Raw genomic sequence first — 19,705 nt, forward strand, 5'->3', positions numbered from 1 at the left:
GTGTCGAAAGCGATGCACCTGGTCAACGCTTCAGCAGCCCAGCGTTTGGGGGCGTGGCTGCTGGACGCGGCGCCCGTCGCCGTCGTCGGCGGCGCCTTCGGTGCTGCCCTCGCGCCGCAGCTGCGGCATGCGGTGGCGGCACCCGAGACGCTCGGGCAGGTGTCCGGCCAGCTCGCGCTCGCCAGCCTCCTCTGCCTGGCCTACGGGCTCTTCCAGTGGTGGTGGGAGGCCACCCGGGGCAAGACCGTCGGAAATCTCCTCCTGGGGCTGCGGACCACGGACGAGGACGGCTTCGCCCCCGGGTGGGGCAAGACGTTCGTGCGGCGGCTGATCATCGGGCTCGCCGGGATCGTGCCCCTGATCGGGCCGATCCTGATCGTCGTGTCCAACCTCTGGGATCCGAACCACCAGCGGCAGGGCTGGCACGACAAGGTGGCCCGCACCCTGGTGATGGACGTCCGCGCCGGTCGCGACCCGCTGACCACCGGGGGTCTCTTCGGTCCCGAGGCCTTCGCTCCGCTGGGGATGCCCGTCGCGAACGCGCCCCTGCCGGACGAGTCCGTCCGCGACTTCTCCGAACTCATCAGCGAGGTCCCGGGGCGCCCCGCCGCCGCGCGCACCGAGAGCGCTCCCGCGGCCGAGGCGCCCGCCTACGCCGACGCACCCGCCTACGCCGACGCGCGATCCCGGGGCGGAGCCGACGCCTCCCTCGACGCGCGCCCTGCCGCGGGCGTCCCCGCCGAGGCTCCCGTGGCCGGTGCTCCGGCCGCACCTGCCCCGGTGGCCGAGCCCGCGGCACCCGTCGCCTGGAGCCCGACGACCGGCTCGAACGCGACGTCCGAACCGGCGGCTCCGGCGCCGTCGTCGTCGACCGGGGCGGTCGCCACGGGCCCGGCGACCGCCGAGCACCCCGACGACGCCGTGCAGCAGACGCAGTTCCGGCGTCCGGAGCCCTCGGCCACGCGGCTGGTGTTCGACGATGGCCAGACCGCCGTCATCGAGGCGTCCCTCCTCATCGGCCGCAACCCGTCCGCCGCGGCGGGCGAGGAGGTCGCCGACCTGTTCAGCCTGGCCGACATCGGCCGCTCCGTCTCCAAGACGCACCTGCTGGTGCAGGCCGCCGCCAACGGCGTGTGGGTGACCGACCGCGGCTCCACCAACGGCTCCGCGGTGTCCGATGCCGGCGGGGAGCGTCGCGTCCTCGAGGCCGGCCAGCCGGTGAAGGCCGCCGTCGGCGACACCGTCTGGCTCGGCGACCGCTACTTCAAGGTCGAGCGCGCGTGACTCCCGCAGCATCCGCCGCCGACGGCGCAGACGCGAGGGGTGCCGGCGAGCCAGAGGCGGCTGGCGCCGACGGCGCTCCGGCGACCGAGCCCCTCGACACGGCCGCCGTCGCCGGCGAACCCCGGGCAGACGACCCGGGCGGGGGCTCCGCTGCGACGCCGATCCGGTTCGTCCACGGGTTCGCCACCGACCGGGGCCTGCGACGCGAGCTCAACGAGGACTCCGTCCTGGCTGCCGAGACCCTGTTCGCCGTCGCCGACGGCATGGGCGGTCACGAGGCGGGCGAGGTGGCCAGCCGCGTCTGCGTGGAGACCCTCGCCGCCGGCTATCGGGCGGCCGACGGCCGGCTCGAGCCCGAGGACATCCACCAGCTGATGGGACAGGCGGACCGCGCCATCCGGGAGGCCGCCTGCGAGCGTGCCGGCACCACGCTGGCCGGGGCGGCCGTGGTCGAGCACGAGGGCGCACCGCACTGGCTGGTCTTCAACGTGGGCGACTCCCGCACGTACCGCTACTCGCACGCCCGGCTCGCGCAGGTCAGCGTGGACCACTCCGAGGTCCAGATGCTCGTGGACAGCGGCGAGATCAGCCTGGAGCAGGCGATCGTGCACCCGCGCCGGAACGTCATCACGCGCGCCCTCGGCGCCGGGGACGACCCGCGCCCCGAGTTCTGGATGATGCCGGTGGAGATCGGCGACCGGCTCCTCATCTGCTCGGACGGACTCAGCGGAGAGGTCCGCGACGCCGACATCCAGAGCATCCTCGAACGCTTCCCGTCCGCGCAGGACGCGGTGGACGAGCTCGTCCAGGCCGCGCTGCGCAACGGGGGGCGGGACAACGTCTCCGTCGTCGTCGTCGACGCGGTGGCCGGACACCCCGACGACCCGTTGGCCGATACGCGGCCGCGCCGGCATCCGGAGGCGGACAGCACGACGACGGAGCCCGGGGTGGGTCTCTTCGGCGCTGGCCGGCCCGGGCGCGGCCCGACCGAACGCGGCGCGCGCCAGAGTCCGCACCGCGGATCCGACGACCGGGGGACTGCCTGATGGAACTCGAGTACACACCCGGCGACCTGTACGCCCTGATCCGGACGAGCCACGTGGTGCTGCTGCCCGCCGACGTCGACCGCGCCCAGGTTCAGCTGCTCTGGGCCGTCGCGGGGCGGCCGGACGCAACGGTCGGTTCGCTGCTGTCGACGCTCATGGGCGCCGCGGACCTGCAGATCGACCGGATGCCGCCGTTCGCCGTCGTCTCCCGCGAGCGGGCGCCGCACGTGGTGGTCCGCGGCGGCTTCCGGCTGCACGCGGTGTCGCGCAGCGCGGCGGGCGAGGCGACGGAGGATGCCAGCGGTGAGGACGTGGCGACCTGGCAGGAACGGCGCTTCCGCCCGGCCGACGGATGGACCCTGGCGCGGACGCCGGGCGAGGTCGATGCCGCGTCGGACGCGGCGGCTGCCGACTGGTGGCCGATCTCCGAGGGCATCGTGCGCGTCGGCGGCCTGCGGACCGCGGACGCGGGATCGGAGGTCCCCGCGGGCAGCGCTGCCTCGGCCGAGGCGGGGCCGACGGTGACCGAGGCCGAGCCGACCGTCAGCGAGGCGGAGCCGACCCCTGCGGAAACGGCGGCGCCGGAACCGACGGCGGCTCCGGAACCGACAGCGGCTCCGGTGTCGGAGCCGACCCCTGAGCCGCAGCCTGCCGACGCCGAGGACGATGCGGCCGCCGCCGACTCGGCGCCCCAGACCGACTCGGCGCCCCAGACCGACCCTGCGCCCCAGACCGAACCTGCACCGCGGTCCGACCCTGCGCCGGGATCCGGCGCCGCGGCCTCGGCAGCGGTCGCCGAGGCCGCGGCGGCGGACGCCGACCACGACGACACGATCCTCTCGCCCGGCTCGGCCGGAGGGGCGGGAACAACCGCAGCCGGCGGCGCCAGCGCACCCTCGATTCCACCGCCGTCGACGCCCTCGGGTCCGCCCTCGACGCCGCCGTGGGCGGGTGCGCAGCAGGCCGCGCCGGGTCCCGCCCCGACGCGGGGCCAGCCCGCTCGGCCGGCGTCGAAGAGCTCCGAGAGCGGCCTGATCGATTCGGTGCCCTGGCGCACCGGACCGCAGCCGACCGCTCCGGCCCCGGAGTCCGCGGCGAGGAACGCCTCGGCCCAGCCGACGTCGGCCCAGTCGACGTCGACCCGGCCCCCGGAGCCGACCCCGGGCCCCGCTCCAGCCGAGGAGCCCGATCACGACGGCGAGACCATCATGCGCAGCTCGCTCGTCGACGAGGGCGGGACCGCGTCGCCGTCCTCGTCCTCGGGCTCGTCGCCCGCCGCGGACGACGGCCTCACGCTCACCAGCCACGGCACGGTCACCGGTGCCAACGCCGGCCAGTTCGTCCTCGGCCGCGCGTGCCCGGAAGGCCATGCCAACCCGCCGACGTCGTCGTCCTGCTACATCTGCGGCGCGCAGCTGACCGGCGACGCCCACCAGGTCCTCCGGCCCGCCCTGGGCCGGGTGACCGTGAACGACGGCGCCCGCGAGTCGGTGCACGAGCTCACCCGTTCCGTCGTCGTCGGACGCCAGCCCTCCTACCGCGGCACGGCGGAACCGCAGCCACGGCTGATGCAGGTGAACAGTCCCGGTGGGGACATCTCCCGCTCCCACGTGCAGGTCCGGGTGGAGGGCTGGCACGTCGAGCTCGTCGACCTGGCCGCCACCAACGGCACCGTCCTGGTGCGCGCGGGCCACCCGCCGCGCCGGCTCGGGCGCCACGAGAGCGTCCTGCTGCTCAGCGGGGACATCGCCGACCTGGGCGACGGGGTGAGCCTCAGGTTCGAGGAGCTGCCATGACCGGCAAGCGCCCGCCGTCGCCCCCGCCGCAGATCCCCGGCTTCAGCTACGTGCGCCAGCTGGGCTCGGGCGGCTTCTCGGACGTCTACCTCTTCGAGCAGGAGCGTCCACGCCGCACGGTGGCCATCAAGGTCCTGTTCGGCGACGTCACCACGGAGGAGTCGCGGCGGAACTTCGAGTCCGAGGCGAACCTCATGGCGCAGCTCTCGTCGCACCCGAATATCGTCACCATCTACCAGGCCGACGTCACCGCCGACGGTCGCTCATACCTGGTGATGGAGTATTGCCCGCGCGCGAGCCTCGACGTGCGCTACCGGCAGGGCCCGCTGCGCGTGGACGAGACGCTCTCACTCGGCATCCACATCGCGTCCGCCGTGGAGACGGCGCACCGCGCGGGGATCGTCCACCGGGACATTAAGCCCGCCAACATCCTCACCACGGCCTACAATCGGCCGGCGCTGACGGACTTCGGCATCTCCGGGAACATCGGGGCCGCCTCGGACGAGGTCGGCATGTCCATCCCGTGGTCCGCTCCGGAGGCCTTCGCCGGGCCGAACGCGGACGGAGTGCTGCTGGACGTGTACGCGCTCGGGGCGACGGTTTACACGCTGCTGGCCGGGCATTCGCCGTTCGTCCGCCCGGGGGCGGACAACACGCAGAACAAGCTCATCCACCGGATCACCAACTCGCGGCTGGAGCCGCTGACCCGCAACGACGTGCCGGAGTCGTTGAACCAGGCGCTCGCCGTGGCGATGGCGAAGTCGCCGACCTCCCGCTTCGGCGCGGCCGCTGACTTCGCACGGTCCCTGCAGCGCATCCAGGCGGAGCTCGGCCTGGCCGTCACCCCGATCGAGGTGCTCGACGACAGCGCCGACCACGGCGGCTGGAACGGCGAGGAGGACGACGACGCCCCGGCCACCCGGGTGCGCAGCGTCCGGTCGATCGACCCCGGGCAGGCGACGCCCGGCACCACCCCGGCGGTGCGGGACCAGTCCGACGGCGGGAGGCGGCCGGGCGGCCCCGCGGCAGAGCGCGGCGCCGGGCACGGGGCTGCGCAGGGAACCGCGCAGGGGGCCGGTCCGGACGGCCGGGATGCGGAGCACGGTCGCCGCGCAGACCAGCGGCTCGCGGCCCATGGGCAGCAGGACGGTCCTGCGCCGAACGGTCCCGGACAGCACGGTCCTGATCAGCACGGCACCCGCTACGACCCGCCGTCCGCGCCGGGCGGGACCGGGGCTGACGGGCCGCGGCAGCGCTTCCCGGTCCTGCTCGTCGCCGCGGTCGTCGTCGCAATGATCGTCGCGGCCGCCGTCGTGATGAACCTCCTCGGCGGGACGCAGGAGGAGCCGCAGGGGCTGGAGGGCCTGTCCCAGGGGCCGGTCGACGCCGTGGATCCCGGCGCGTCGGTGCCTGCCGTGATCGGCTTCAAGCACTCGACCGTCGGCGAGAACGTGACCTTCACCTGGCGGAACCCGGAGCCCCAGGACGGCGACTTCTACCTGTGGTCGACCGTGACGGCCACCGAGGAGAGCCCCGAGCAGCGCACGCAGCCGGCCAGCGCGACGGTCGAACGGCGCACCGACGGGCCTACCTGCATCCAGGTGATCATGGTGCGCGACGACGGCCGCACGTCCGATCCGGCCCGCTACTGCACGCCGGACAGCGGAGGAGGAGACTCATGAGTATCCGTTCCACGGGCGGGGAGCCGGCCGAGGCCCCGACGCGGGCGACCCCTGGGGCGGCGTCGCCTGCGGGTGCCTCCGACGGCGCAGAGGTGCACGTCGACTTCTGCGGCGAGTGGTACCCGGTGGAGGCCGGGACGGTCTTCACGATCGGCCGCGAGGGCGATCTCGAGATCGACGACAACCCCTACCTGCACCGCCGATTCCTCACGATCGCCAGCCACGACGGCATCTGGTGGCTGACCAACGTGGGCTCGCGGCTCAGCGCCACCATCGCCGACAAGACCGGCGGGCTGCAGGCCTGGCTCGGCCCCGGCGCGCGCCTGCCCGTGGTCTTCGGCCAGACGAACATCGTCTTCACGGCCGGGCCCACCACCTACGAGTTCTCCGTCCACCACCGGCAGCCGGCCTTCCGGCAGGAGTGGAGCGCCGATGACCCCGACGGTGCGACGACGATCGGCCCCGTCACGCTGACCGAGTCCCAGCGTGCCCTGGTCCTGGCGCTCGCCGAGCCGATGCTCAAGCGTGACGGCATGGGCCTGAGCTCGATCCCGTCCTCCGCGAAGGCCGCCGCGCGGCTGGGGTGGTCCATCACCAAGTTCAACCGGAAGCTGGACAACGTCTGCGACAAGCTGGACCGAGCCGGTATCTCCGGGCTGCGCGGCGGGGCGGGCCGGCTGGCGAGCAACCGCAAGGCGCGGCTCGTCGAGCACGCGGTGACGACCCATCTCGTCACCGCCCGCGACCTGCCGCTGCTGGACCGGGTCCGGGACGAGCCCAGCGCCGACGCCGACTGACGCTCGCCGGCGCACCTGCCGCGACCAGGGCCCGGCACCGATGAGGCAGGATAGAGACGTGAACGATTCAGTGCGTGAGGAATACGAACAGCTCGTCGAGGACGTCCGGAAGTACCGTTTCGCGTACTACAACGAGGACCAGCCGCTGGTCTCCGACGCGGAGTTCGACCGTCTGTTCCACCGACTGCAGGAGATCGAGCAGCTCCATCCCGAGCTGGTCTCCAACGATTCGCCCACGCAGGAGGTCGGCGGCGACGTCTCCTCCGCGTTCGCCCCGGTGGAGCACCTCAGCCGCATGTACTCCCTCGAGGACCTCTTCTCCACCGGCGAGCTGGAGTCCTGGCTCACCCGGACCTCGGCCAACGCCGCCGAGCGCGCCCACGGGCAGGCGCTCCGGTGGCTGTGCGAGGTCAAGATCGACGGCCTGGCCGTGAACCTCCTCTACCGGGACGGCAGGCTCGTCCGGGCGGCGACCCGCGGAGACGGCACCACCGGCGAGGACGTCACGCACAACGTCCTGACCATCGGCACCATCCCGCAGCAGCTCTCCGGCAGCGGCTGGCCCGCCGAGGTCGAGGTCCGCGGCGAGGTCTTCATCAGCTCGGAGGAGTTCGCCGCGTTCAACGAGGCGCTGATCGAGCAGGGCAAGGCACCGCTGGCGAACCCGCGCAACGCCGCCGCCGGCTCCCTGCGCCAGAAGGACCCGGAGGAGACGGCCAAGCGGCCGCTGCGGATGTACGTCCACGGCATCGGCGTGCGCGAGGGTCTCGACGCCGTCAGCCAGTCGGACACGTACCGCCTCCTGGAGGAGTGGGGCCTGCCCGTCTCCCCGTACTCGCAGGTGGTCGACCGCGAGGCCGACGTCCTCGCCTATATCGAGGAGTACGGGCGGAAGCGGCACGATCTGATCCACGAGATCGACGGCATCGTCGTCAAGACCGACTCCTTCGCGATCCAGCGCGCCCTCGGCTACACATCCCGCGTCCCGCGCTGGGCCGCCGCGTACAAGTACCCCCCGGAGGAGGTCCACACCCGGCTGTTGGACATCCGCGTCAACGTCGGGCGGACCGGGCGCGTCACCCCCTACGGTGTGATGGAGCCGGTCAAGGTCGCCGGCTCCACGGTGGAGATGGCCACGCTGCACAACCCCGACGTCGTCAAGGCGAAGAACGTGCTCATCGGCGACACGGTCATCCTGCGCAAGGCCGGCGACGTCATCCCGGAGATCGTCGGCCCCGTCCTGCCCCTGCGTGAGGGACGCGAGGACGAGCTGCACGAGTTCGTCATGCCCAGCCACTGCCCGTCCTGCGGCACCGAGCTCAAGCCGGCGAAGGAGGGCGACGTCGACATCCGCTGCCCCAACGCCGAGACCTGCCCGGCGCAGCTGACCGAGCGCATCGCCCACCTCGGCGGCCGCGGTGCCTTCGACGTCGAGGCACTGGGCGACGAGGCCGCCATGGCGCTGACCACCGGCCCCGGTCCCGACCCGGCCGAGAACGACGGCGTCGTCCGCCCCTCCGGTCCCGGCGTGATCACCAACGAGGCCCAGATCTTCGACCTCGCCGCCGGCAACCCGGACGGCTCCCTCCGCGAGTCGCTGGCCGACGTGCGCGTGTGGCGGGAGAAGCGCACCAAGGGCGAGGGCACGGGCCAGTGGGAACTGGTCCCGTACTTCTATACCAAGGGCACCCCCAAGAAGCCGTCCGCGCCGAGCGCCAACACGCGGAAGCTGTTCGACGAGCTGGAGAAGGCGAAGGCCCAGCCGCTGTGGCGGGTGCTCGTGGCCCTGTCCATCCGGCACGTCGGCCCGCACGCGTCGCGCGCGCTCGCCACGCGCTACGGCTCCATGGAGGCGATCGAGCAGGCCGTGGCCGCCGAGACCGCGCGCGAGGACCTCGCCGAGGTCGACGGCGTCGGCTCAATCATCGCCAACGCGCTGGTCGACTGGTTCAACGTCGACTGGCACCGGGAGATCGTCCGCCGCTGGCGGGCGGCGGGCGTGCGGATGGAGGACGAGCAGGACGCGTCCACGCCCAAGACCATCGAGGGGCTGACCGTCGTCGTCACGGGCTCGCTGCCGAACTTCAGCCGCGACGAGGCCAAGGAGGCCATCATCGCCCGCGGCGGCAAGGCCTCCGGGTCCGTCTCGAAGAAGACCGACTATGTGGTCGCCGGCGAGGCGGCCGGAACCAAGCTGGACAAGGCGCTCTCCCTCGGAGTGCCCGTCCTGACGGAGGACGGGTTCCGCGCCCTCCTCGAGTCCGGCCCCGACGGGGTCCGCGACGAACACCTCCAGAACGACGACGCCGCGGCCCCGGCCGCCGAAGGAAGCGACTCCTAGTGCCTACCTCCAACGAACTCCTCGACACCGCCCGCCGTGCCGCCGCCGCCGGTGCGGCGGTCCTCGCCGAGCGCGGCCGCAGCCGGCCGCGGACCGACACCAAGAGCGGCGGCGGGGACTGGGTGACCGACTTCGACCGCCGAGCCGAGGAGGCCGTGCGCGACGTGATCGTGGCGGCCCGGCCGCAGGACACGATCACCGGCGAGGAGTACGGGACGACGACCCCGGACGAGCCCACCGGCACCGAGTGGTCCATCGACCCGCTCGACGGCACCACCAATTTCGTCCGCGGGATCGTCTACTACGCCACGTCCGTGGCTGTGCGCGACGCCGACGGCGTCTGGCAGGCCGGAGCCGTCAACGCCCCGGCGCTCGGGGTCGAGTACTACGCCGCCCGCGGCGCCGGCGCCTGGCGCGTGCACACCGCCGCCGTCGAGGGCGGGGAAGCGGCCCCGGAGCGCCTCATGGGGCCCGACGCCGAGACGGACGGGCCGCTGCTGGCCACCGGATTCGGGTACACGCTGAAGCGGCACGTCCCGCAGGTCGCTGCGCTCGGCGCCCTGATGCCGGGCTTCGCGAACATGCGGCGCCTCGGCGCGGCCGCCCTGGACGTGTGCCTCGTCGCCGACGGCACCCTGGACGCCTACGCGGAGTTCGGCACCCACGTGCACGACTGGTCCGCCGCCCTGCTGATCGCCGAGGAGGCCGGTGTGCCCGTGCTGCGTCCCGAGGGGTATCCTGACTGGGTCGCCGCGGGCCGCATCAACTTCGAGCGGGTCCGCAGCCAGCACGTCGGCTGACCTCGCGGCGGGGCGCTCGCCCTGCCGGTCGCCGTCGCACCCCACCGCCGCTGCACCCCACCGCCGTCGACTCTGCGCCGTCGAACTCTGCGCCGTCGTCCCGACGCCGGCTCCCGCACGCCCGGTCGACGCCGGGCACCACCACGCAGGCGCCGCCTTGCGCCGAAGCCACCACGAGCACTGAAACGAGCAGCACGATCAGCACCGGAGTCACCATCAACGTCCCCCATCACACCAGCACCGACCGGGGCGCCGCCGGCTCCGGCGAGTCCGACGGCGTCCGCACCACCGCGGTCCGGACCGCGACGGAGGCCGACCACGCCGAGATCTCCCGCATCACCGTGGACTCCTACCGGGCTACCGGCTACTTCGAGCCGGACTCGACCTACTTCGACTTCATCGCCGACACCGCCGACCGGGCCCGCCACGCCGAGCTGCTGGTCGCCGAGCGTGCCGGCCGGATCGTCGCCAGCGTGACCCTGATCCGCGCCGGCACCCGCTACGCCGACATCTGCCGCGAGGACGAGCTGGAGATGCGCATGCTCGCGGTGGACCCCGCGGTGCAGCGCACCGGCGCCGGCCGGCTGCTGGTCCGCGCCGCCGTCGAACGCGCCCGGGAGCTGGGCCTGGCCCGCGTGGCCCTGACCACGGGCGCCGGATGGACGGCGCCTCGCGGCCTGTACGAGTCGCTGGGCTTCGCCCACGTCCCGGAGCGCGACTGGTTCGTGCCGAGCAACGGTGCACCCCTGGTGGTCTATACGTACGACGTCGGCTGACCCCGGCGGCCGACCGAACACGCGGCGGACTCATCCCGCGGGTGGAGTCCCCGCGCGCAGGATTCAGCCGCCCGGGCGACGCACGCGGACCCCGCCCCGCGGGATCGTGGAACCATGACCGCACCCGCACGCCCCACCGCACCCGCACGCCCCACCGCACCCGCACTCCTCACCGCCCAGGGCCTCAGCCACACCTACCCCGACTCCAGCACCCCCGCCCTGCGCGGCGTCGACCTCCGGATCGACGTGGGCGAGTCCGTCGCCATCATGGGCGCCTCCGGCTCCGGCAAGTCCACGCTCCTGCACGCGCTCGCCGGCATCATCGCCCCGAGCGCAGGTTCCATCGTGCTGAACACCCCGGCCGGGCCGATCCGGATGGAGGAGCTCAACGAGAACCAGCGGGCCTCCGTCCGCCGGCGCGATCTCGGCTTCGTCTTCCAGCAGGGCCTGCTGCTCCACGAGCTCAGCGCCCTGGAGAACGTCGCCGTCGCCCTCATGCTCGGCGGGACACCGCGCCCCGAGGCCGAGCTCGCCGCCGCCCAGTGGCTCGCCCGGCTGGGCCTCGCCGGCCTCGAGCAGCGCCGCCTCGGCGAGCTCTCGGGCGGGCAGGCGCAGCGCGTCGCCATCGCCCGCGCCCAGGTCACCGGCGCGCGCCTGATCTTCGCCGACGAGCCCACCGGGGCGCTGGACTCGACGACGTCGGCCGAGGTCCTCGACCTCCTGCTGGACTCGGTCGAGCCCTCCGACGCGCGCTCGGGCGGCCGCAGCCTCGTGGTCGTCACCCACGACCGCGCCGTCGCGGAACGCTGCGCGCGCCTCGTCACGCTCAGCGACGGCCGGATCGTCTCCGACGAGGTCGGCCGCGGCGCCGACCGCACGGCCGATGCCGCGGCAGGCGCCCAGACGGCGGGGGAGCGGGCATGAGCGCCGTCGGCACGGCCCTGCGCCTCGCCCCGCTCTTCCGCCAGTCGCCACTGCGGCGTGGTCCCGCGGACACGGCGGGGAGTGCCGCGGGGCGCGACGGCGCGGCCGCCGCCCTACCCGTTGTCTCCTTCGCCGTCGTCACCACGCTGGCGCTGCTCGTCGTCGCCGGGGCCCGGGTGTTCTTCTCGTGGGACGACGAGCTCGGGCTGACCTACCGGATGCTCGCGAAGATCGCCCTGGCGCTCCTCCTCGTCCCGCTCGGCTCGGTCGGGGCCTCGGCGGCGAGGACGGCGGCCCGTCGCCGCGACGACCGGCTCGCCTCGCTCCGGCTGCTCGGTGCCACCAGCGGCACCCTCACAGTGCTCACCGTGCTCGAGGCCGCGGCGATGGCCGTCGTCGGCGCGCTCGCCGGCTCGGTGCTGTACCTGGCGCTCGCGCCGGTCGTCGGCCTGCTCCACTTCCGCGGCGCGGCGCTGGGCGCCCAGATGTGGATGCCGTGGTGGTGGATCCCGCTCATCGCGGCCGCCGTCGTCCTCCTCGGCGCCGTGAGCGCCCTCGCCGGCCTGCGCGCCGTGGCCGTCACGCCACTGGGCGTGCGCACCAGGCAGCGCCCGGCGAGGACCCACTGGGCCCGGATCGCGGCGGCCGTCGGGCTGGCGGCGGGGGCCGTCGTCGTCCTCCAGATCCTCCCGGCCTTCGCGGAGCTGGGCGGGGTCCTCGTCATGATCGCGGTCCTCGGCGCCGCGTTCGGCGCCGGGCTCCTGGCCCTGGACCTGATCGGCCCGTGGGTGCTGCGCGTCGCCGCGGGCATCAAGCACCGCAGGGCCCGGGATGTCACGCGGCTCATCGCCGCCCGGACCATTCTGGACGACCCGAAGGCTGCCTGGCGGCAGGTGGGCGGTCTGGCCGTGACGAGCTTCGTCGGGGTCTTCGCCGCCGGCGGCCTGGCGTTCTCCCGCCTGGCCGCCTCCGACGACCTGGACTCGGCCGAGCAGTACCTGCTGCAGGACATCGCCACGGGCGTCCTGGTCACACTCGCCGGCTCGTTCGTCATGGTGGCGTGCTCCATCGGCCTGAACCAGGCGGCCGCGACCCTGGACCGGGCCGAGGTGCTGGTCTCGATGGACCGGCTCGGCATGCCGCGCCGGACGATGACCGACGCCGCCCGTACCGCCGTCATGTCGGCACTGTGGGTCGTCTCCGGCGGGTCCGCGCTCTGCGCCGTGCTCCTGCTGGCCCCGCTGCTCGGAATCGCGCTCTTCGTCCAGCCGCTCGCGATCGTGACGGTCGCCGCGGTCTTCGCCGCCGGGTTCCTCCTGGTCCGCGGGGCGCTGCTCCTGGCGTCCCGGCTCGTGCCCGGCATCCTGGCCCGCCCCGAGCGCGTGCTCTGAGCGGCGCCGCTAGGGTGGGAGCATGCGACGGCTCACCGCTCATCCCGCCCTGCTGCCGGGCTTCACGCTGCTGCTCGCCGCAGCCGTCCTGATCGCCGGTCTGATCGACGGTCTGGAGCCCCTCGACGCGGTCATCGTCCTGGCGCTGCTCGCCTTCACCGTGTTCGCCGGGATCGCACTGACCGTGCGCAGCGGACCGGCATCCGGCGCGGAGCAGCGGGTCGCGGCCGGCGGCGTGGCCGTCTACTGGCGCCCCGGATGCGTCTACTGCCTCAAGCTCATGTGGGCGCTGCGCTCGCGGCTCGGCGACGCGTACTGGGTCAATATCTGGGAGGACGACGACGGCGCCGCGGCCGTCCGCGCCGTCAACGGCGGCAACGAGACGGTGCCGACGCTCGTCGGCCCCGACGGCGCGTTCGTCGCGACCGACCGCGCTGCGGCCGTCGCCGAGGTCGACCGCCGCAGGCGCCACTGACCTGTCCAGGGAAGCCGCGCGGGGCACCGCCGGGGCTCCCGCGCCTCCGGCGACGCGGGCACGGACCGCCGTCACGGCGTCGTAGTCCTCTCCAATAGAATGAGGGGCGAACCGGAAACCAACCCAACACCTGGGAGATACATGTCTGCCATCAGCCGCGAGGACGTCGCCCATCTGGCACGGCTTGCGCACATCGAAATGAGCGGTGCGGAGCTGGAGAGGATGACCGGCGAGCTCGACGCGATCGTCGACGCCATTGCCTCCGTCAGCGAGGCCGCCGGGGACGACGTCCCGGCCACGAGCCACCCGATCCCGCTACACAACGTCATGCGCGAAGACGTCGTGGGAGCGACGCTGACCCCCGAGCAGGCGCTGCAGAACGCGCCCGACGCCGAGGACAACCGCTTCAAGGTTCCGGCCATTCTGGATGGGGAGTAGGACATGAGCGAGATCATCAAGCTGTCGGCCACCGAGCTGGCCAAGAAGCTCCGCGCCGGAGAGGTCACGGCCGTCGAGGCCGTGCAGGCGCACCTGGACCGCATCGCCGAGATCGACGGCGGGGACCGCGGCCTGAACGCGTTCCTGCACGTCAACGCCGACGAGGCGCTCGCCGTCGCCGCCGAGGTGGACGAGATCCGCGCCGCGGGCGGCACTGAGGCCGAGGCCCTGCACCCGCTGGCCGGTGTCCCGATCGCGATCAAGGACCTGATCGTCACCGTCGGCCAGCCCACCACCGCCGCCTCGAAGATGCTCGAGGGCTGGATGAGTCCCTACGACGCGACCGTGATCGAGAAGATCCGCGCCGCCAGGATGCCGATGCTCGGCAAGACCAACCTGGACGAGTTCGCCATGGGCTCCTCCACCGAGCACTCGGCCTACGGCATCACGCGCAACCCGTGGGACCTGGGGCGTATCCCGGGCGGCTCCGGGGGCGGCTCGGCCGCTGCGGTGGCCGGCTTCGAGGCGCCGCTGGCCCTCGGCACGGACACCGGCGGCTCCATCCGCCAGCCCGGAGCCGTCACCGGCACGGTCGGCGTGAAGCCGACCTACGGCGGCGTCTCCCGCTACGGCGCGATCGCCATGGCCTCCTCGCTGGACCAGATCGGCCCGGTGACGCGCACCGTCCTCGACGCCGCCTACCTCCACGAGCTGATCGGCGGCCACGACCCCAAGGACTCGACGTCCCTCAACGAGCCCGTCCCGGCCCTGGTGGATGCGGCCAAGCAGGGGCTCACCGGCGACCTGTCCGGCGTGCGCGTCGGCATCGTCAAGGAGCTCACGGGCGAGGGCTACCAGGCCGGCGTCCAGGAGCGCTTCAACGAGTCGGTCGAGGTCCTCAAGGCCGCCGGCGCGGAGATCGTCGAGGTCTCCTGCCCGAACTTCAAGTACGCGCTCGGCGCCTACTACCTGATCATGCCGAGCGAGGTCTCCTCCAACCTCGCCAAGTTCGACGGCGTCCGCTACGGCCAGCGCGTCCTCCCGGAGGAGGGCCCGCTGACCATCGAGCGCGTCATGGGCGCCACCCGCGCCGCCGGGTTCGGCGACGAAGTCAAGCGACGCATCATCCTGGGCACCTACGCCCTCTCGGCCGGCTACTACGACGCCTACTACGGGTCGGCGCAGAAGGTCCGCACCCTGATCCAGCGCGACTTCGACGCCGCGTTCGAGCAGGCCGACGTGCTGGTCTCCCCGACGAGCCCGAACGTCGCCTTCGAGTTCGGCGCCAAGTCGGACGACCCGCTGGCGATGTACCTCAACGACGTCGCGACGATCCCGGCCAACATGGCCGGCATCCCGGGCATCTCCGTCCCCGGCGGCCTGTCCGAGGGCCTGCCGGTGGGGATCCAGTTCCTGGCCCCGGCCCGCGAGGACGCCCGCCTGTACCGGGTCGGGGCCGCGCTCGAGAAGCTCCTCGAGGACTCCTGGGGCGGACCGCTGATCGACCAGGCGCCAGAACTGGCCGCCGCAACCACGGGAGGTGCCGCCTAGATGGCCGCATACACCGCCGACCTCGTCGACTTCGACGAGGCCCTGGAGCGCTACGACCCGGTCCTCGGCTTCGAGGTCCACGTCGAGCTGAACACCCGGACCAAGATGTTCTCCGACGCCCCGAACGCGTTCGGCGACGTCCCGAACTCCAATGTCACCCCGGTGGACCTCGGCCTGCCGGGCGTGCTGCCCGTCGTCAACAAGACCGCGGTGGAGTACTCGATCATGCTCGGCCTGGCGCTGAACTGCCAGATCGCCGAGTCCTGCCGCTTCGCCCGGAAGAACTACTTCTACCCGGACACCCCGAAGAACTTCCAGACCTCGCAGTACGACGAGCCGATCGCCCACGACGGCTACCTCGACATCGAGCTGGCGGACGGGGAGGTCTTCCGCGTGGAGATCGAGCGCGCCCACATGGAGGAGGACGCCGGCAAGCTGACCCACATGGGCGGCGCCGCCGGCCGCATCCAGGGCGCCGACTTCTCGCTCGTCGACTACAACCGTGCCGGCGTGCCGCTGGTCGAGATCGTCACCAAGCCGATCACCGGCGCCGGCAAGCGGGCCCCCGAGCTCGCCAAGGCGTACGTCGGGGCGATCCGTGAGATCGTCAAGGCGCTCGGCATCTCCGACGCGCGCATGGAGCGCGGCAACGTCCGCTGCGACGCCAATGTCTCCCTCATGCCGAAGGGCGCCACGAAGTTCGGCACCCGCTCCGAGACCAAGAACGTGAACTCGCTGCGCGCCGTCGAGCACGCGGTCCGCCACGAGATCCAGCGCCACGCCGCGGTGCTGGACTCCGGCGAGGCGATCGTCCAGGAGACCCGCCACTGGCACGAGGACACGCGCACGACGACGTCGGGCCGTCCGAAGTCCGACGCCGACGACTACCGCTACTTCCCCGAGCCGGACCTGCTGCCGATCGTCACCAACGAGGCGTGGATCGAGGAGATCCGTGCCCGCCTGCCCGAGCCGCCGGCCGAGCGCCGCAAGCGTCTGCAGGCGGACTGGGGCTACTCCGACGCCGAGTTCCGCGACGTCGTGAACGCGGGCCTCATGGACGCCATCGAGGAGACCATCGCCGCCGGGGCAACCCCGGCTGTGGCCCGCAAGTGGTGGATGGGCGAGATCTCGCGTCTGGCCAAGAACGCCGACGTCGAGCCGACCGATCTCGGCGCGACCCCGGCCACCATCATCGAGTTGGACTCGCTGATCCAGGGCAAAAAGATCAACGACAAGATCGCCCGCCAGGTCCTCGAGCACGTCATCGCCGGCGAGGGCACCCCGGGCGAGATCGTCGAGAAGCGCGGCCTCGCCGTCGTCAACGACGACTCGGCGCTCGGCGAGGCCATCGACGCCGCCATGGCCGAGATGCCTGGTGTGGTCGAGAAGATCAAGGGCGGCAAGCTGCAGGCCGTCGGCGCCCTCATCGGGCCGGTCATGAAGGCCACCCGCGGCCAGGCCGACGCGGCCCGCGTGCGCGAGCTGGTGCTCGAGAAACTGGGCATCGAGGGCTGACCCGCGTCCGACTCCGGTGGTGGCCGGGCTCGCCCAGGCGGCGGGTCCGGCCACCGCTGTGAGACGGGGCGGACGGCCAGCAGACGAGAACGGACAAGTAGCGCATACTGATGGACATGAACTCCACGCCTCCCGGTCCGCAGGGGGAAAGGCACGCTGGCGACCCCGGCGTGCCCGCGGAGGGTGCGCGCGACGGTGGAGCCTCCGGCTCCGAGACGCCGGACCCGACGGGGTCGCGGGAGGCCGATGGCGCCGCCGGGTGGCAGCCGCTGGGGCTCGTGGTCGGTGTCGTCGCCATCGCGATCGTCCTCGTCGTCGCCCTGATGTGGGCCCTGCGGCCGGGACCGTCCGGCATGGCCCCCGCGACGACCGGATCCGCGGACTCCTCGCTCGACGTGACGCCGGTCGACCCCGGCGAGCCGTCCCCGACCGGCGGCGCACCCACCGGAGGCCCCGGGGCAGCCGGACCGCCCGTGTCCTCGTCGCTGTCCGGTGACGCGACCGAGCCCGCGCTGCCGAGCCCCCTGGTCCCGGCCACCCCGGGGGAGCCGGCCCCGGCCGATTGGGTCGAGGAGGACCGGATCCGCGTGATCACCCACGGCAGTTCCAGCTGCCCCGCCCGTCTGGTGGAGACGGTGGTGCTCGAGCCGGACCAGCTGCTCGTGCGCTTCGACTCGCGGTACGACCGTCCCTGCACCATGGACTATGTCCCGACGGAGCACGTGGTGGAGGTGCCGGCCGAGGCGACCGGGCGGCCGCTCGTGGTCCGCATCGAGATCCTCGGCCAGTCCGGCGAACCGGTCCGCTAGGCCCCGTGGGGATCCCGGAGCACGACGTCGAGGTCGACGCATCGCTGGTCGCCGGCCTCCTGGCCGACCAGCACCCGGATCTGGCCGGACTGCCGCTGACCCGGGCTGCCGAGGGTTGGGACAACGTGCTCTTCCGGCTCGGCGACGCCCTGGCGGTCCGCCTGCCCCGCCGGCGGAGCGCCGAGGCGCTGCTGGCCGCGGAGACCGAGTGGCTTCCCGGACTCGCCGCGGGACTGCCGCTGCCGGTGCCCGTGCCGCTCCGGTCGGGCCGGCCCGGGCGGGGCTACCCCTACCGGTGGAGCATCGTGCCGTGGAGGTCCGGGACCAGCGCGGCACTGTTGCCGCCGGAGGAGCGCGACGCGTACGCGCCCGACCTCGGGGCCTTCCTCGCCGCCCTCCACCGCCCCGCCCCGGCAGACGCGCCGTCGAACCCGTACCGCGGCGTCCCGCTCGAGGCCCGCAGGGTGGCCGTCGGGGCACGGCTCGCCGAGGCCGGCGGGGACGGCAGCCACGGGAGCGGCTCAGCCGGTGGGGCGATCCTCCCACCGGCGGCCGTCGGGACCCTGCGGGACATCCTCGACGAGGCGGCCTCGGCGCCCGCGTTCACCGGCCCGCCGCTCTGGCTCCACGGGGACCCGCACCCGCACAACCTCGTCGTCGAGACCGCAGCGCCGACGGTCGCTTCCCCCGGCGAGCCCCCGGCCGCCCGCCCGGCGGCAGCGCCGACCGTGCGGTTGGCCGCCGTCGTCGACTTCGGGGACCTGACGGCCGGCGACCCCGCCAGCGATCTCGGCGCAGCGTGGATGCACTTCACCCCGGCAGGCCTGGAGCGGTTCCGCGCGGCCGCCCGGGCCGGCGGGGCGACGTACGACGCCGACGTCTGGCGCCGCGCCCGCGGGTGGGCCGTCGCGTACGGACTCATCGCCGCCCTGCACCCTCCGGCCGAGCCGCTGCACGCCGTCGGACTGCACACGCTCGCCGGCCTCCTCGGGACAGCCGGCTGAGGCCGGAACTGGGCCTCCGCAGGCGAGGAACCGGCGAGCCGACGGGGAGCGCAGCATGGCCACGGAGCCGGACCGTCCGCGCCTTCGAGGTGCCGGCCCTGTCCGGCGCTATCCGGTGACCTCCTCGGTTGCGTCGATGAGCTCGGCCATGGCCTCGCGGAAGGCGTCCGCGACGATCCGCACGCTGCGCCGCTCGAACGCCTCCGGACGGGCCAGCAGGTCGATGCACCGCCGGGTCCGCAGCCCGCGCAGGGGGCGCAGCACGATGTCGTCGCGCAGCCCCAGGGCTGCCCGCCCGGTGTAACGGGGGAGGAGCCCGAGCACGCCGCCGTCCGCCACCAGGGCGGCGACGGTCGAGTAGTCGTTGATGCGGTGCACGATCCGCGGCGGCGTCCGGGCGACCGTCGCGATCGCGCCGAGCACGTCGTCGGGCGAGTAGCCGGGGCGGCTCGTCACCCACGGCTCCCGGGCGACGTCGGACGCCTCGAGCTCCGCCAGCGGTGCTAGCCGATGTCCGGCCGGCAGCGCGACGTCCAGCGGCTCCCGGGCCAGCTCCAGCACAGCGACCCGGCCCGTCGGCCACGGCGGACTGTGCTCCATGCGGTGCGCCAGCACCAGGTCGTACCGCGCGGTCAGGGCCGGGAACTCCTGCTGCGCCACGTCCTCGTCCGTGAACTTGGCGATCGGCCCGCCGCCGTCGTCGGCGCCCAGCCGGCGCGCCAGGGGAGCGAACAGCGCCTGCCCGGCCGAGTGGAAGCCGCTCACCGACACCTGGCCGTCCGCGGCCCGGTGGAAGGCGTCGATCGCGGCGTGCGCCCGGGCCATGGCCGCTACGACGCCGGCCCCGGCCTCGGCGAGCACCTCGCCCGCCTCCGTGAGGACCAGGTTCCGGCCCTCCTTGCGGGTCAGCGGGACCCCGACGCCGCGCTGGAGCTGCGCCAGATGCTGGGACACGGCGCTCGGCGTGACCAGCAGGTTGTCGGCGACGGCTTTCACGCTGCCGAGCTCGCCGAGCTCGCGCAGGATCTTCAGCTGGTGGACGTCCATGGCACGAGCGTAGAGCCGAGGAATGATTA

The 19,705-nt window shown here is 73.6% G+C and carries 17 protein-coding genes; 16 read left to right on the top strand and 1 reads right to left on the bottom strand.

Annotation, left to right across the window (positions count from 1 at the left end):
• The 16 genes from RIN46_RS06130 (at nt 1) to RIN46_RS06205 (ending at nt 18,629) form a co-directional block, all read left to right on the top strand.
• The gene (locus RIN46_RS06130) at nt 1-1,284 is read left to right on the top strand and encodes an RDD family protein (protein WP_309080358.1); all 1,284 of its coding nucleotides are present in this window, start codon (nt 1-3) and stop codon (nt 1,282-1,284) included.
• Nucleotides 1,281-2,330: a PP2C family protein-serine/threonine phosphatase gene (locus RIN46_RS06135; RefSeq protein WP_375141845.1), complete on the top strand. Its 1,050-nt coding sequence runs from the start codon at nt 1,281-1,283 to the stop codon at nt 2,328-2,330. Before RIN46_RS06130 ends, RIN46_RS06135 begins: the two co-directional genes overlap by 4 nt.
• Complete coding sequence (locus RIN46_RS06140) at nt 2,330-4,126, top strand: FHA domain-containing protein (protein WP_309109442.1); 1,797 nt, start codon at nt 2,330-2,332, stop codon at nt 4,124-4,126. Before RIN46_RS06135 ends, RIN46_RS06140 begins: the two co-directional genes overlap by 1 nt.
• Nucleotides 4,123-5,808, top strand: a complete 1,686-nt coding sequence (locus RIN46_RS06145; RefSeq protein WP_309080356.1) for a protein kinase — start codon at nt 4,123-4,125, stop codon at nt 5,806-5,808. Before RIN46_RS06140 ends, RIN46_RS06145 begins: the two co-directional genes overlap by 4 nt.
• Entirely contained in the window at nt 5,805-6,605 is an 801-nt protein-coding gene (locus RIN46_RS06150) for a hypothetical protein (RefSeq protein WP_309080355.1), read from the top strand. The genes RIN46_RS06145 and RIN46_RS06150 overlap by 4 nt, the downstream gene beginning before the upstream one ends.
• 40 nt (nt 6,606-6,645) lie before the next feature.
• On the top strand, nt 6,646-8,946 hold the full coding sequence (gene ligA / locus RIN46_RS06155; protein WP_309080354.1) for an NAD-dependent DNA ligase LigA: 2,301 nt from the start codon (nt 6,646-6,648) through the stop codon (nt 8,944-8,946).
• Entirely contained in the window at nt 8,946-9,746 is an 801-nt protein-coding gene (locus RIN46_RS06160) for an inositol monophosphatase family protein (RefSeq protein WP_309080353.1), read from the top strand. Before ligA ends, RIN46_RS06160 begins: the two co-directional genes overlap by 1 nt.
• Before the next feature lie 326 nt (nt 9,747-10,072).
• Entirely contained in the window at nt 10,073-10,522 is a 450-nt protein-coding gene (locus tag RIN46_RS06165; RefSeq protein ID WP_309080520.1) for a GNAT family N-acetyltransferase, read from the top strand.
• Between the two features lie 114 nt (nt 10,523-10,636).
• Nucleotides 10,637-11,446 (top strand): ABC transporter ATP-binding protein, encoded by an 810-nt coding sequence (locus RIN46_RS06170; protein ID WP_309080352.1) that lies wholly within the window; start codon nt 10,637-10,639, stop codon nt 11,444-11,446.
• Complete coding sequence (locus RIN46_RS06175) at nt 11,443-12,837, top strand: FtsX-like permease family protein (protein ID WP_309080351.1); 1,395 nt, start codon at nt 11,443-11,445, stop codon at nt 12,835-12,837. Before RIN46_RS06170 ends, RIN46_RS06175 begins: the two co-directional genes overlap by 4 nt.
• Before the next feature lie 22 nt (nt 12,838-12,859).
• Nucleotides 12,860-13,312: a glutaredoxin domain-containing protein gene (locus tag RIN46_RS06180; RefSeq protein WP_309080350.1), complete on the top strand. Its 453-nt coding sequence runs from the start codon at nt 12,860-12,862 to the stop codon at nt 13,310-13,312.
• 141 nt (nt 13,313-13,453) lie between these two features.
• Entirely contained in the window at nt 13,454-13,750 is a 297-nt protein-coding gene (gene gatC / locus RIN46_RS06185; RefSeq protein WP_309080349.1) for an Asp-tRNA(Asn)/Glu-tRNA(Gln) amidotransferase subunit GatC, read from the top strand.
• Nucleotides 13,751-13,753: 3 nt separating this feature from the next.
• Nucleotides 13,754-15,301 carry an Asp-tRNA(Asn)/Glu-tRNA(Gln) amidotransferase subunit GatA gene (gene gatA / locus RIN46_RS06190; protein ID WP_309080348.1) on the top strand — a complete coding sequence of 516 codons (1,548 nt, stop codon included), beginning with the start codon at nt 13,754-13,756 and terminating at the stop codon, nt 15,299-15,301.
• Nucleotides 15,302-16,816: an Asp-tRNA(Asn)/Glu-tRNA(Gln) amidotransferase subunit GatB gene (gene gatB / locus RIN46_RS06195; protein ID WP_309080347.1), complete on the top strand. Its 1,515-nt coding sequence runs from the start codon at nt 15,302-15,304 to the stop codon at nt 16,814-16,816.
• A 116-nt stretch (nt 16,817-16,932) separates the two neighbouring features.
• Nucleotides 16,933-17,625, top strand: coding sequence for a hypothetical protein (locus tag RIN46_RS06200; RefSeq protein WP_309080346.1), 693 nt, complete (start codon nt 16,933-16,935; stop codon nt 17,623-17,625).
• Nucleotides 17,626-17,630: 5 nt separating this feature from the next.
• Nucleotides 17,631-18,629, top strand: coding sequence for an aminoglycoside phosphotransferase family protein (locus RIN46_RS06205; RefSeq protein WP_309080345.1), 999 nt, complete (start codon nt 17,631-17,633; stop codon nt 18,627-18,629).
• Nucleotides 18,630-18,737: 108 nt separating this feature from the next.
• On the opposite strand, the gene RIN46_RS06210 is transcribed toward RIN46_RS06205, so the two are convergent.
• Nucleotides 18,738-19,676, bottom strand: coding sequence for a LysR family transcriptional regulator (locus RIN46_RS06210; RefSeq protein WP_309080344.1), 939 nt, complete (start codon nt 19,674-19,676; stop codon nt 18,738-18,740).
• Between the last annotated feature and the right edge of the window lie 29 nt (nt 19,677-19,705).

The organism is Zhihengliuella sp. (assembly GCF_031178195.1).
Classification (GTDB): Bacteria; Actinomycetota; Actinomycetes; order Actinomycetales; family Micrococcaceae; genus Zhihengliuella.

What these genes read in the sequence shown, in the direction of transcription:
- RIN46_RS06210 (WP_309080344.1), bottom strand. Translation starts at nt 19,676, where the DNA reads ATGGACGTCCACCAGCTGAAGATCCTGCGCGAGCTCGGCGAGCTCGGC.
- ligA (WP_309080354.1), top strand. Translation starts at nt 6,646, where the DNA reads ATGAGGCAGGATAGAGACGTGAACGATTCAGTGCGTGAGGAATACGAA.
- RIN46_RS06180 (WP_309080350.1), top strand. Translation starts at nt 12,860, where the DNA reads ATGCGACGGCTCACCGCTCATCCCGCCCTGCTGCCGGGCTTCACGCTG.
- RIN46_RS06140 (WP_309109442.1), top strand. Translation starts at nt 2,330, where the DNA reads ATGGAACTCGAGTACACACCCGGCGACCTGTACGCCCTGATCCGGACG.
- RIN46_RS06150 (WP_309080355.1), top strand. Translation starts at nt 5,805, where the DNA reads ATGAGTATCCGTTCCACGGGCGGGGAGCCGGCCGAGGCCCCGACGCGG.
- RIN46_RS06200 (WP_309080346.1), top strand. Translation starts at nt 16,933, where the DNA reads ATGAACTCCACGCCTCCCGGTCCGCAGGGGGAAAGGCACGCTGGCGAC.
- RIN46_RS06175 (WP_309080351.1), top strand. Translation starts at nt 11,443, where the DNA reads ATGAGCGCCGTCGGCACGGCCCTGCGCCTCGCCCCGCTCTTCCGCCAG.
- RIN46_RS06170 (WP_309080352.1), top strand. Translation starts at nt 10,637, where the DNA reads ATGACCGCACCCGCACGCCCCACCGCACCCGCACGCCCCACCGCACCC.
- gatA (WP_309080348.1), top strand. Translation starts at nt 13,754, where the DNA reads ATGAGCGAGATCATCAAGCTGTCGGCCACCGAGCTGGCCAAGAAGCTC.
- gatB (WP_309080347.1), top strand. Translation starts at nt 15,302, where the DNA reads ATGGCCGCATACACCGCCGACCTCGTCGACTTCGACGAGGCCCTGGAG.
- RIN46_RS06145 (WP_309080356.1), top strand. Translation starts at nt 4,123, where the DNA reads ATGACCGGCAAGCGCCCGCCGTCGCCCCCGCCGCAGATCCCCGGCTTC.
- gatC (WP_309080349.1), top strand. Translation starts at nt 13,454, where the DNA reads ATGTCTGCCATCAGCCGCGAGGACGTCGCCCATCTGGCACGGCTTGCG.